Origin of the sequence: Kitasatospora sp. NPDC048540 (assembly GCF_040651175.1) — a bacterium.
Classification (GTDB): Bacteria; Actinomycetota; Actinomycetes; order Streptomycetales; family Streptomycetaceae; genus Kitasatospora.
On the sequence record NZ_JBEZIR010000188.1, the window covers coordinates 1 to 12,137 of the forward strand.

Below are 12,137 nucleotides of genomic sequence, written 5' to 3' on the forward strand. Positions count from 1 at the left end.
ATGCCCTTCGCCGAACTCGACCGGCCGACCTACCGGCGCCGGATCGGCCGCCCGCGCCACCGCGGAGCAGCGCCTGCGCCGGCTGCTGCCCGACCGGCCCGCCGGCGACAGCACCGACACGGATCTGCCCGACTGGCTCACCCCCTCGGCCGCCATCGACGACCCGCACACCCCCGCCGACTGGGCCCACCACCTCACCCTGCGCCGCGACATCATCGACCGTCACCTCGCCGACCGCGGCGCCGCCCTCGCCGCCGACATTCCCGCCTGGGCCGCCCCGCTCGGCCCGCTGCCGCCACCTGAGGCCGGGCGGGCGCTGCGCGACCGGTGGGAGCGCACCGCCGCCCTCACCGACGCCTGGCGCACCCTGCACAAGGTCCCCGCCCACCACCCGGGCCCCGGCCTCCGCCCCGAAACCGAACAGCTCGCCGCCGCCTGGGACACCCTCCAGGGACGCATCCGCGCCCTGCACCACGCCACCCGCACCGCTCACCACCCCCACCCGGCCGCGGCCGAGCAGCTGACCCGGCAGGCCCTCGACCACCTCACACGCCTGCGCCTGCTGCGCACCCCCCACCCGGCGGCCGGACCGCAACCCGCTACCCGCGCCGCGGGCCCGAACATAACCGGCCCGGCCGCGGTGCCGGTCGCGGACGCGCCCGCCGGCCGCAGGCCGCCCGCGCCGCGGCTCCTGCTGCCCCGCGCCGAACACCTCGCCCAGGACGCCCTCGCCGCCACCCTCACCTCGACCGCCGCCCCCGAGGCCTGGATCGACCAGATCCCCGCCCCCGACGAGGACGACACCGCCCAGCAGCACCTCTACCTGCGCCTGGTCGCCGCCGTCGCCGACTGGCGGCTGCGCCACCACATCACCGGCACCGACCCGCTCGGCGAGGCCCCCGAACACGACCCCGGCACCGAGCACCGGCACCTCGCCGACGCCCTCGACCTCTACCGCCGCGCCCGCATCGACGACCGCCTCCAACTCCTGCGCCTGCGCCGCGAGGAAGACCGCCAACGCCTCGAAGCCGCCGCCCACCAGGCCACCACAGGCCCGGGCAGCCCGCACGCGCGCCCGCCCCGCTCCGGCAAACCCGCCCACCCCCGCAGGGGTGGCCGCCGCCGACGCTGACCACCACCCGCACCCGGCGCCGCCTCGGCCGCCCGGCCGCCGAACACCACCGCCCCTGGTCGAGTGTCACCACCGGCAGCCGATCCCCGCGACCAGAACACCGCCCCGGCCGCCGGACCGGCCAGCCCGGACGACCCCGCACCCCGGCGGCGCGGCGACACCCGATCCCGCCACGGGGGAGGGCCCGCACCCGGCCGTCCCGCCCACCGGGACCCGGCCCGCACCGCCGTTGCCCCCGCCCCACCCGCCCGCACACGCTCGACCTCTCCCCACCCGGCCCCACCCGGAACGAGAAGGAAGAGAGGCAGCCCGTTGACCGCGCCGCCGCCCTCCGAGCCCACGTACTACGCACTCACCAGCATCCACACCGACCCCTACCTCGCCGGCACCGACGGCCCCTCGATCCTCACCACCGACCCCGCCACCGCCGCGCAGTTCTTCCTCGACACCGACCGCCCCGGCCACCTCGAGGTCATCGCCCACGCCACCGGACCCGACCACAACCACACCCTGCACCCCGTACGGCCGGGCGACATCGTCCACCGCGCCCTGACCGAACTCGCTCCCGGCGACGTGCGCCGCCACACGCTGCGCACCGCCCAGGCGGACTGGCTCCAGGACCGCCTGTGGGACCGCCGGGACGAGCCGTACGGACAGGAGCCCGCCGGACCCGACTGGATCCGCGCCGGCGCCGCCTGGGGCACGGCGTTCCCCGCCCTGCCCGCCCCGGACGTGGTCGCCGACCTCCTCGCCCGCCACCCCGGTGCCGAGGACCCGTGGCCGATGGTGATGACGGCCATGCGCACCCTGCGCGCCGTCCGGCAGGCCCGGGGCCCCGTCGACGCCTCCGACAAGCAGCTGCTCACCGCGAACTGGCGGATCCTGAACGCCGTCCCGTCGGCCGGCGAGCAGCCCGCGGCCCGCGCGGCCGCCGCCTGGTACGAGCAGCGCCTGGCCGAAGTCGATCCCGCCGCGCAGCCTCCCGGCGACCTGACCGACGCCCAGCGCGAGCGCTGGCACCGGGGCGCCGCCGCCCTGCAGCGCGACCTCCTGACCGCCGGCCCGGCCCGCCGCCCGGCGCTGATCAGGGAGTTCAGCGCCCGGGTGCGCACCGAACCGCAGGCCGCCCCGCAGGTCGCCGACCACGCCCGCACCGAGGCGCCCGCGGCCGACCGCCGGCACCTGGACGCCGCTCTCGACGGGGCCCTGGAGCACCTGCACCTGGACGCCGCCGTGCGCGAGCGTGTCAGGGCGGCCGCCGCCGGTGTCCTGCAGCCGCCCCCGGTCCTGCCGCTGCCCGCGCAGCCCGCCTCCGACGCCGACGCCGCCCTCCACTGGCGCCGCCGCGTGCCCTCCGCGCAGCGCGCCGCCGCGGACGACGACGCCACCCTCACCCAGGCCCACCTCTACGTCGCCGACACCGCCCGCGACACCGCCACCGGCCGCTGGGACCGGCCCGCCGGCAGCACCGCCCCCGCCCGCACCCTCCTCGCCGAGACCAGCGGACGCCACGCGGTCCTCGGCCGCCTGCTCGCCCTCGCCGACGCGGAGCACGCCGCCACCGCCCACGAACCGCACCTCCACGAGATCGGAGCCACCGCCGCCGCGGCGGCCCGCACCGCCGCCCAGAACGCGAGGCTGCGCCCGCTGGAGGTCCACTTCGCCGAGCAGGCCGCCCACACCGCCACGTTCGACGCCGGACGCGCGCTGCTGGACGATGCCCTGGCGCAGCAGCGCGCCACGGTGCGCACCGCCGTCGCCGAGCACTTCCCCCGCCCCGACCACCGCCTGACGGACCGCCTCGGCTACGGCACCGACCTGCAGGCCCTCGCCCGCGCCCAGGACGCCATGGCCCACCTGGGCAGCGAACTCGAAGACCTGTCCACCCTGGGCCGGGCGGGGGAGCGTCACCTGCGGCCCACCGCCGCGCGCCTGGAGGAGGCCCGCTCCCGCTACGACACCGCCCTCCAGCGCTTCGACGACATCGTCCAGAAGGAGAGGCCCGCCACCCTCGGGGCGCTCAGGGCGCTGCGCGCGGTGATGGACCTGCCCGCCCCGCCCCCGCGCGACGACGGCACCGAACGCCTGGCCCGCCACCGCCAGCACCTCACCGAACACCTCACCGCCCCCGCCGCTGCAGGCCCGGCCGCCGACACCGTCCCGGCCACCGCCCGGGGCGGTGGGAACCCGCGGCCCCGCCCGGCGCGGCTGCCGCGCCCCGCCACCACGACGAGACGAGGAATGCGATGACGCCGGCCCGGCCCATCGTCCAGGCCCCCCGACGCGACTGGCTGCCCGACGCGATCTGCCAGGGCCACGACCCCGAGCTGTTCTTCCCCCTGCGCACCCGCGGACCGGCCGCCCAGCGCCAGGCGGAGGTGGCCAAGGAGGTCTGCGCCCGCTGCCCGGTGCGCGCCAAGTGCCTGCTGTGGGCGCTGGAGACCGGACAGGAATCCGGCGTGTGGGGCGGCGTCGACGAAACCGAACTGCGCCGCATCCGGCAGCGCGCGGCCCGCGCCCGCCGCACACCCAAGGACCCCGCCGGCACTGGGGGACCGCGCCCCACCCGGCCGGCCGCCCCCGCCGTCGGCGCCCCGTGACCGGCCCCGGCCACCCGCCCGCCGGGGCCGGCCCCGCCGAGGGCGAACTCCTCGCCCTGTGCGACGCCTGCCACAACCCCGTCGCCGACGGCCGCGGCGAGGTCTGGGTCACGGCCCGCGAACTCGCCGACCACCACCGCGCCATGCACCACTGGGAGCGGCAGAACCCCGGCCCCGCCCGGACGGTCGGCGCGATCCTGGCGCAGCCCCCGGCGGTCCGATGGCACGTCACCCACCACCACGCAGCCTGCGCCGGCCTCCTTCCCGCCGACGCCCACGCCTTCGGCGTCGAGCACTGCCGCACCTGGGCCGGCCTCGCCGACCGGACCCGGCTCCTGGCCGGCCACGACTGGCTGGCCGACACCGACTGGGACACCCTCCTCGACGACGCCCGCAACGGCGCCGGCCGGCGCATCACCCCGGCCCCCGGCCACCACGCACCCTGAACCGGCCCGCCGCCCGGCCCGCGACCACCCCGGCCCGCCGTCAGGCCGCCGGCCACGGCACGCCGCCGGGGCACAACCCGGGCCGCCGGGGGAGCGGGACCCCGCGCGAGGACGCCGCCGCGGCGCCGAACCCCGCCCGGGCCCGCCCGCGAAGAAAATCCACGCGTCCACGGCCCGGGGCATCCGCTACATTGCCCACTCCCCGTGATCATCTGTGGAGCACCTGCCTGATGCCCGAGCACCTCACCGCCGTCCCCACCCGGCTCGCCCTCGCCGCCGCACTCTGCCTGGCCACCGCGGCCTGCTCGAGCAGTGCCGCCGGCCCCGGCGCACCGGCAGCCGCCCAACGAGCAGTCACCGCCGCCGCCACCGCCCCGGCAACAGCCACCAGCGCGCCCCCGACGCCCGAGGCAACCGCGACCCAGCCGCCGACGGCCGGCCCCACCGCGGCCGCCATCCACCTCCCCCCGGGCTTCGACGCCGACCGCCAGGCATGGCAGGACATCGACGACGCCCTGAACCAGGCCGCACAGGACCACCAACCCGTCCTCATCGACTTCGGCGCCTCCTGGTGCCCCGGCTGCGCCGAACTCGACGAGGCCTTCAAGTCGCCCAAGGTCCAGACGATGGTCAAGCCGCTGCACCGGGTCCGCATCGACACCGGCCCCCGCAAGGCCTCGGTCAACCTGGACATCGCCGCTGCGTACGGGCTGGACCTGAGGAAGACCGGCATACCGGGCCTGGTCCTGCTGTCCCCGCAGGGAACGGTCGAGGCGACCACCAACGACGGCCTGTTCGACAACGACCGGCCGAACAGCGCCGCCGAGATCATCGGCTTCCTGAAGCCCCACCTGTGATGCCCGCAACCGCGAACACCCCGGCCGGGCGACCGGCACCCGCCCCCGCCGTCGTCGCGCTGCTGGCCGGCGCCGCCGCGCTGACGGCCGCGGGCATCCACTGGGGGCCGCCCGGCACCCGCCCCGCCCCGGCGGGCACGACCACCGCCTCCGCCGAGCAGAGCGGCGTGCAGGTCACCGTCGTGGTGTCACCCGACAGCGTCACGGCCACCTACCGGCCCGAGCGCCCCGGCTTCCACCTCTACAGCATCACCCTGCCCGCCGACGGCACCGACGGCCTCGGCACACCCACCGCGCTCGACGTCCAGGGCGGCCTCCACGCCACCGGGGCCCCCGCCGCCGACCAACCGGTCCAACTGCTCGACCTGCCGGGCCTGGACACCGCCGTGCCCGTCTACCCCGACGGCCCGGTCACCGTCACACTGCCCGTCACCCGCACCGGACCCGCCGCCGCCCAGGTCGTCGTGTCCTACGCCGCCTGCAGCACTCGCACCTGCCTGTTCCCCGTCAGAGACCTCGTCATCCACGTCACCCTCCACTGAGCCGCTCGCACGGGCACGTCCCAGCCCTTGGCCCCGTCCCCGTGCCCGCCTCGTGCCCAATCGGCGACCGGTCCGGTGCACACGCCCAGCCGGGGCCTCACCCCAAAGCGGGAGCGGACTCCTCAAGCCAAGGGGGAGTGGGTGAACCGTCGGGATCCAGTCCGTACGGCCATCTCTTGTCGAAGAGTTTGTTGAACTGGCCGCGGTCGGCGGCCTGCCGGTAGAGAGCTTCGGCCCCGTCGTGATCTCCGGTTTTCTCCCGCATCTGTCCCAGCTTGGCCAGGGCGAAATGCGAGCCGGCGTCGGCGGCCTGCCGGGCGAGGGCGTCGGCGCCCAACTGGTCCCCGGCCTCCTCCCGCATCCGTGCCAGCCTGTCCATGGCGTCAGGGTCGCCGGCGTCGGCGGCCTGCTGGTAGAGGGATTCGGCGCCTTCCCTGTCCCCGGTCTTCTCCCGCATCCACGCCAGGTTCGCCAGGGCGTCAGGGTCGCCGGCGCCGGCGACCCGGCGGCCAAGAGCTTGGGAGCCCTCCCGGTTTCCGGCCTCCTCCCGCCTCCCCGCCAGGAAGGTCAGTGAGTGGGCCCGGCTGACGTCGGCGGCCTGCTGGTAGAGGACTTCAGCACCCAACTGGTCCCCGGCGTCCTTCCGCATCTGCGCCATTTCGAGGAGCGCTGTGGGGGCTGTGCGGTTGCCGGCGTCGGCGGCCTGCCGGAAGAGGGCTTCCGCACCTTCCCGGTCTCCGGCCTCCTTCCGCATCCACGCCATTTCGAGGAGCGCTGTGGGACTGCCGGCGTCGGCGGCCTGCTGGTAGAGGGCTTCAGCACCCAACTGGTCCCCGGCCTCCTCCCGAAGTTCCGCCAGGACGGTCAGTGCGCCGGGGTGGCCGGCGTCGGCGGCCCGGCGCCGGAGGTGGTGGGACCACTGAAGGCGGTGCCTGGCGTCGGCGGCTTCGGCAAGGTTGTTGTGGTCGTCGGGGTGGGTGAGGTGGGTGTGGGCGGCTTGCCAGAAGGAGGCGGGAGGGCACAGCCGTTTCCTGCTGGTACGGCCGTGCTGTTCGAGGTAGTCGGCGAGACGGAACACCGGCCCGGACGGGTCCGGGTGCGCGGCCGGCACGAGACCCCCCGGGGAGCGGCGCACCGGGCGGGCAGCGGCGCGACGCAGGGGTGCCTGCTTGCCGTGGACGGGGCGGGCGAGGTCACCGAACGCGGCCTCGGCCCAGTCCTCGGTGAGCTGGTCGTAGTCGTGGTCGCTGAGGTAGTCGGCGGCGGCGTCGGTGAGGAAGGCGTGCGGCAGGTGCAGTCCGGCGCCGAGTCGGCGGGCGTCCATCGCGGCCTGGAGCAGCGCCCGTACGGCGGGGCTGCCGTGTTCGTAGCGGCGCAGGAGCTCGGGTGCACCGGCAAGGTCCTGGGCGAGGCGTCCGTGGGCGCGGGCGCGGGTGAGGGCGTCGGCCAGGAGCCGGTCGCCGCTCTGCGCGAGGGCCGCCGCGGCGTCGAGCGCGTCCTGGCCGAAGGTGTCGGGAACGGTGAGGGTGCGGCCGGCCAGGAGTTCGCGGACCCGGCTGTGCCGATCGGAGCCGGCAACAGGCAGGTCCGTGTACCGGTCGCTGTACTCCGGCCACAGGGTGCCCAGGATGAGGACCGGACCTCGGCCGGGGCCGGTGAGAATGGCGTGGAGGGCGGCGGCGATGCGCTCGCCGGCCCGGTGGTCGCCGAGGTAGTGCTGGGCCTCGTTGAGCCACACCACGGTGCGCGGTACGACGCGTTCGAGATCGGCGAGCGCGGCCTCGGCCCTCGTCGGGTCGTAGGGGTGCCACAGCCGCCATCCGTCGGCCGCGAGCGGCCGGACGGCCTCCCAGCACGCCCGTGTCTTGCCCGTGGAGGAGGAACCGACCAGGACCAGCATCCCGCTGAGGCCAGCCTTCGCCTCGCCCACCACCGAGGCCAGCGCCTGGTCGTGGGCGCGGCGGACGTACCCGGGCAGCGCCCGCTCCGACCGGCCGCCCGTACTCCCTGCAGCGGGGGCGCCGGCGGGGTGGACCTCCAGGTCGTGAGGGTCCCATTCCCCGATCGGCCTGCCCGGCCCGTCGTCCCGTCCCGGCCCGTCGTCCCGCCTCGGCCCGGGATCGGCCGCGCCGACGGCCCTGCGCCGCAGCTCCAGAAGCTCCGCCTGCGGCAGGCCGAGCACGTCGGCCATCGCCGCCACCGTCTCCGCCGTCGGGGCGGGACCGTCGGCCCGGAACGCCTCCTGGACCGTGGTGCGGCCCAGCCCCGACTTCCCGGCGAGCTGAGTCTTGGTCAGCCGCTTGCGGGCCAGAGCGTCGGCCATCGTGTCGCGCAGCTCGGCCAGCGGTTCCTGCCGCCGGCCGTCTTCCTCGTGCGGCATCCGCCCCCCAGTCACCTGTGTTCGCCGCTGTTCATCATCGTGCGGACCGAACCACGGCGAACACGGTTTGCGTGAACCTCGGTCACGTCAACATCCCACCCCGTACAGGGAGATCCACGTGACCCGTCTCGCCATCGTCGTCCTCGCCGCCGCTCTGGTCGTGCTGTTCGCGCTCCTGGCCGCCGCCGCGGCGGGCACCCTGGCGCGCCTCGACGGCGCCACCTACCCCGCGGCCGTCATGCGCGCCGCCGCCACCTTCGCCGCCGTCCTCACCCTCGCCGCGGCCGCCACCGGCGCACTCGCCCAGTTCCTCCCGTGAACCCGCCCGCACCACGGCCGGCTCCCGGGCCCCGGAACCGCGCACGGGGAACTGTCACCCCCGGGTGGTACGTCTTGGAACGGCAGCGGGCCGACACCCGCACCAGCCCCCCCGCGGGCCCCGCCCCGGGGCCCGGCCGACGACCACCCCGAAGAGAGCGAGTGTGTGCCGTGCCGCGTGACCCGTACCAGCGCCTGTACGAGGACAGCGAGCTCTACGCGCTCCACCTCGTGCGCCGGGCGGCCGGCCCCACGCTGCACACCGACACCCGCGACGCCCTGCACCACCTCGCGCACCGCAACCGGCCCCTGCAGGAACACGACGCCGCGCTCGCCGTCACCGGCGCCCTGGCCCGCCTCGCCTACACCGCGCTGCGCACCGCCGCCGACCGGCTCCACCTGCCCGGCGGGCCGCTCCCGGCCGCCACTGCCGGCCCGGCGCCGGGTCAGGTCCGGGAGATCACCGAGGTCCTCGACCGCCTGGACGCGGGCCTGCTCGCCACGGACACCACCACGTTCGGGCACGCCTTCGTCGAGCTCACCCGCCTCGCCCTCGCCGAGCAGTTGCCCGGCGGGTCCTCGCTGCGGGACAGCGCCGCCCCGGTCCTGGCCCGCGTCGTCGGCCCCGGCCCCACGCCCGGCCCGGCGCTGCTGCAGCTCGTGGTGCGCGGCGCCGAGCTCACCCTCGAGTGCCTGCACCACATCTTCCGGGCGCAGACCGCGACGGGGTGGGACCCGGGCGCCGCGATCGAGCAGGTCCTCGACGGCTTCGAGCTGTACAAGCTCACCGAGCACGGCGCCGGCGCGCAGACCACCTAGGGACGGCGGCCCGCAGCGCCGGTGCCGCGGCCGTGTGCAGTTGTGCCCCGGGCCGCCGGTGTATATCAGCTCGCACATGTTGGGTTATGGAGCGGCGTGCGATCAGGTCCCGGTGGGCGTCTGCGGCGGAACGGAGCCGAGGACGTCGCGCAGGAACTTGATCTCCTGCTGCCAGCGCGGCCCGTCGGCCTGGTCCGACCATCGCTCGGCGAGCTCGGAGCGCCCGGCCGTGACCCGGTCCAGGGCGGCGATGGCCAGTGGCCGCAGGCCCGCGGGGAACACCGGCAGGGGGCCGGCCGGCCCGTGGACCGTGTTGACCGGCTCCCCGCCGGGGAGCTGCGCGACGAGCAGGGCCGCGGCGGCCACCGCCCGCTCCCCGTCGTCCTCCTCCAGGTGCTCCGCACACCCGGCGGCCCGCTCCAGCGCCTCGCGGACGATGCTCTCCCGCTCGTGCGCGCCGGCCCGGTCCAGGGAAGCGGCGAATTCAGCGGCGGTGTCGTTGCCGTAGGGATTTATGTCCCACACACCCACGTTGCTCTCCTCCCGTTTGCGTCTGCCTTCCCTGGGATCATCGCACCGGCCACCGACGGCCGGGCCGTCAACGGCGGGACCGGCATCCCGGGCCCGGCCCCGCGGTGTGACGGTACGTCACCGGGATCGAGGCGGGCCGGGACGCAGGTGGAACCGGAGGCTGTCGTCCCACCGCAGCGGCGTGCCTGCGGCGCCCCCGGCACCTACCCGGTGCCCGGGCGCCACGGCGATCCGGCGGGCCCGGGGGTGCGGACGAGTACCGGCGAGGCGGCGCGGGCGGGCGCGAACCCGGCCCGCCCGTACAGGCGCCCGAGGCGTTCGTCGGCCGCCACCGCGACCAGCGCGACCTGCTGACGGTCCGCCCACTGCAGGACGCCGCGCACCAGGTCCCGGGTGGCCTGCCCGTCGCGGCCCCCGGCCAGCGACGCCACCTCCACCCACCGCCCCGGCATCTGCCCCGCTTCGGCGCGCAGCTGCGCACCCACGCGGGCCGCCCGACCCAGGCAGGCCAGCTGCCACAGCAGCAGGGCGCAGCCCGCGGCCAGCCCGCCGGCCGTCCCGGCTGCGGCGCCGGCGGCGCGTGCGTGGTGGCCGAGTGCCGCGCCGATTGCGGCCCCGGCCAGGGCCGGTGGTGTCATCGCCGCGTACAGGGCCGCCACCGCGAAGGGCAGCAGGGCCAGGGTGCGGGCGGCGTTGCGGATGCCGGGCCGGGGCGGGCGCAGCACGAGCAGGGCCGGCCCCTGCGACAGGACCTGCCCGCAGGCGCGTTGCAGGGCGATCTCGACCAGCCAGAACGGGGCGAACAGGGCCCGCGCCCACCGGGCGCGCGCCGCGGCGGGGGCGAAGGCCTGCGCGAGGACCAGGGCCAGCATCGGCAGGTCCCGCCACGGGGCGGCCAGCTCGTGCGGCATCGGCCACGCCGCCCCGCCCCCGCGTACGCGCACATCGGCCGCGTCCGGGGTCCCCGCGTCGCCCGCCCGGCCGCCACCGGGCGTGTTCATACCGCGCTCCTGGCCGGCGCGGCGGTGTGCCGGTTCGCCTGCGCCAGGCGCGCGGACTGCGCGGAGGCGTGCTGCAGGTGGCCGCGGGCGGTCGCGAAGACCATTCCGGGAGCGGCCGCGGGGTTGCCGGCCGCCGCCTCGATCGCGGAGGCCGCCGACCGCACGTGGTGCACGATGCCCGCCTCCACCAGCTCCCGCCCGCCGCCTACGGCAACGCCCGGAACACCGGCCGAGGCGATCTCCCACACCTCGTCCGAGGTGAGCGCACCCGGCGAAGCACTGCGCCGGTGGGCGTCCCACACGATCAGCACCGGATCGATCGTGCCGCCCGCCTCCGCGGCGGCGGTGATCGTCGCATACAGCTCGGCCCGCCCGGGCGCGGTGAAGTCCTGCGGCCGCAGCCACCGCCGCACCTGCTCCACCTGGCCGGGATCGCGCATCAGCGACCCGAGCACGGCATCCTCCGTACCGGCCAGGTGCGGCCGGCGTCCGGCGGCGGGCGGCAAGCTCGCCCCGACCGCGCCGGGCCTGCCCATCGCCCGCTCCCACCGGCCCTCCAGCTCCTGCAGCGTGGCGAGCATGGAGTTGACCTCCATCTCCGCCGCCGGCGTCCCCAGGCTCATCAGGCTGAACTCCACCCGCCACCTGCTGTCGTCGACCTGCCGCTGGATGCTGGACTGCAGCACCCGCTGCCCGATCAGGGCGGCCTGCTCCGGGTGCGGGACCGGGCGGATCCCGGAGCGGATCTGTCCGGCGGCCTCGAGCCACATGGCCGGCGAGATGGTCCAGCCCCGCTCGGCGGCCTTGTACTGCAGCTGTTCGAGCAGCATCCGACCGAGCACCTGCTGCCGCTCCGGTCCCGGGGGCCGGGAGGTGACGGCCGGGTGCGAGGCGAGGCCCTCCTCCACCAACGCTTGGTACATGTGCCCCATCCACGGGTCGGCGAAGTCCTCCGCCCGCAGCCAGCCGCGCAGCTGCTGCGCCTGGTCGGGGCGGGCGAGGACAGCGGCCAGCACGGCCTGTTCGGCGAACTCGCCGCGGGCGCCGACGGTGCGCGTGTGGCTCGCCTGAACCACGATCCGGGCGTAGCCGGCCGCGTGGGCGGCGTTCGGCACGCTCCCGGGCCGCGGCAGGTCACCCACATAGGCGGCGACGTGCCGCCAGTCCTCGGCGGACACCTGCCAGCCCTGCACCGCGGCGGTGCGCTGCAGTTGGTGGAGCACCAGGTACCCGAGCGCCTGGGTGCGCTCGTGCGGCGGCCGCGACAGCACGTCGGGGTGGGAGTACAGGTGACCTTCCACCAGTGCCCGGTAGATCTCGCGACGCCACGGGTCGGCGAAGTCCTCCGCCCGCAACCACCCCCGTACCTCCAGCGCCCGGCGCGGGTCCTGCAGGACCGCGCCCAGCACCGCGGCCTCGGCGTAGGACTCCGCGACGAGCGCCAGGTCGTCCGGGTGGCGCCGCTGGGTGACCAGCAGGCAGAAGTCCAGCGCCGGGCCGCTGATCCGGTC

General features: G+C 76.6%; 10 protein-coding genes and 3 pseudogenes. 8 read left to right on the forward strand and 5 right to left on the reverse strand.

Features of this window, described 5'->3' with window-relative positions:
* From AB0D08_RS38300 to AB0D08_RS38325, 6 genes and pseudogenes are all read left to right on the forward strand, one after another.
* Window positions 1-1,132, forward strand: a pseudogene (locus tag AB0D08_RS38300) (hypothetical protein); the annotation flags it as partial.
* 312 nt (window positions 1,133-1,444) lie between these two features.
* Window positions 1,445-3,382, forward strand: a complete 1,938-nt coding sequence (locus AB0D08_RS38305) for a hypothetical protein (RefSeq protein ID WP_359894965.1) — start codon at window positions 1,445-1,447, stop codon at window positions 3,380-3,382.
* A pseudogene (locus AB0D08_RS38310) lies at window positions 3,379-3,654 on the forward strand (WhiB family transcriptional regulator); the annotation flags it as partial. The gene AB0D08_RS38305 and the pseudogene AB0D08_RS38310, both read left to right, overlap by 4 nt.
* 74 nt (window positions 3,655-3,728) lie before the next feature.
* On the forward strand, window positions 3,729-4,178 hold the full coding sequence (locus tag AB0D08_RS38315) for a hypothetical protein (protein WP_359894967.1): 450 nt from the start codon (window positions 3,729-3,731) through the stop codon (window positions 4,176-4,178).
* 230 nt (window positions 4,179-4,408) lie between these two features.
* On the forward strand, window positions 4,409-5,035 hold the full coding sequence (locus AB0D08_RS38320) for a thioredoxin family protein (RefSeq protein WP_359894969.1): 627 nt from the start codon (window positions 4,409-4,411) through the stop codon (window positions 5,033-5,035).
* The gene (locus AB0D08_RS38325) at window positions 5,035-5,577 is read left to right on the forward strand and encodes a hypothetical protein (protein ID WP_359894971.1); all 543 of its coding nucleotides are present in this window, start codon (window positions 5,035-5,037) and stop codon (window positions 5,575-5,577) included. The genes AB0D08_RS38320 and AB0D08_RS38325 overlap by 1 nt, the downstream gene beginning before the upstream one ends.
* Before the next feature lie 97 nt (window positions 5,578-5,674).
* Here AB0D08_RS38325 and AB0D08_RS38330 read toward each other — a convergent pair whose 3' ends face one another.
* The gene (locus AB0D08_RS38330) at window positions 5,675-7,957 is read right to left on the reverse strand and encodes a helix-turn-helix domain-containing protein (RefSeq protein ID WP_359894973.1); all 2,283 of its coding nucleotides are present in this window, start codon (window positions 7,955-7,957) and stop codon (window positions 5,675-5,677) included.
* A 118-nt stretch (window positions 7,958-8,075) separates the two neighbouring features.
* On the opposite strand from AB0D08_RS38330, the gene AB0D08_RS38335 reads away from it, so the two are divergent.
* Window positions 8,076-8,276, forward strand: a complete 201-nt coding sequence (locus tag AB0D08_RS38335; protein WP_359894974.1) for a hypothetical protein — start codon at window positions 8,076-8,078, stop codon at window positions 8,274-8,276.
* Window positions 8,277-8,446: 170 nt separating this feature from the next.
* Window positions 8,447-9,094, forward strand: a complete 648-nt coding sequence (locus AB0D08_RS38340; RefSeq protein WP_359894975.1) for a hypothetical protein — start codon at window positions 8,447-8,449, stop codon at window positions 9,092-9,094.
* A 102-nt stretch (window positions 9,095-9,196) separates the two neighbouring features.
* On the opposite strand, the gene AB0D08_RS38345 is transcribed toward AB0D08_RS38340, so the two are convergent.
* From AB0D08_RS38345 to AB0D08_RS38360, 4 genes and pseudogenes are all read right to left on the reverse strand, one after another.
* Window positions 9,197-9,625 carry a DUF4259 domain-containing protein gene (locus tag AB0D08_RS38345; protein ID WP_359894977.1) on the reverse strand — a complete coding sequence of 143 codons (429 nt, stop codon included), beginning with the start codon at window positions 9,623-9,625 and terminating at the stop codon, window positions 9,197-9,199.
* Between the two features lie 203 nt (window positions 9,626-9,828).
* A complete protein-coding gene (locus AB0D08_RS38350) occupies window positions 9,829-10,626 on the reverse strand; it encodes a hypothetical protein (protein WP_359894979.1) in 798 nt (265 codons plus the stop codon).
* Window positions 10,623-12,071 carry a DnaB-like helicase N-terminal domain-containing protein gene (locus AB0D08_RS38355; protein ID WP_359894981.1) on the reverse strand — a complete coding sequence of 483 codons (1,449 nt, stop codon included), beginning with the start codon at window positions 12,069-12,071 and terminating at the stop codon, window positions 10,623-10,625. Before AB0D08_RS38355 ends, AB0D08_RS38350 begins: the two co-directional genes overlap by 4 nt.
* A pseudogene (locus tag AB0D08_RS38360) lies at window positions 12,057-12,137 on the reverse strand (wyosine base formation domain-containing protein); the annotation flags it as partial. The gene AB0D08_RS38355 and the pseudogene AB0D08_RS38360, both read right to left, overlap by 15 nt.

Bases quoted from the DNA above. Each gene is read 5' to 3' on its own strand.
- AB0D08_RS38320 (WP_359894969.1), top strand. From the start codon at position 4,409: ATGCCCGAGCACCTCACCGCCGTCCCCACCCGGCTCGCCCTCGCCGCC.
- AB0D08_RS38325 (WP_359894971.1), top strand. From the start codon at position 5,035: ATGCCCGCAACCGCGAACACCCCGGCCGGGCGACCGGCACCCGCCCCC.
- AB0D08_RS38330 (WP_359894973.1), bottom strand. From the start codon at position 7,957: ATGCCGCACGAGGAAGACGGCCGGCGGCAGGAACCGCTGGCCGAGCTG.
- AB0D08_RS38350 (WP_359894979.1), bottom strand. From the start codon at position 10,626: ATGAACACGCCCGGTGGCGGCCGGGCGGGCGACGCGGGGACCCCGGAC.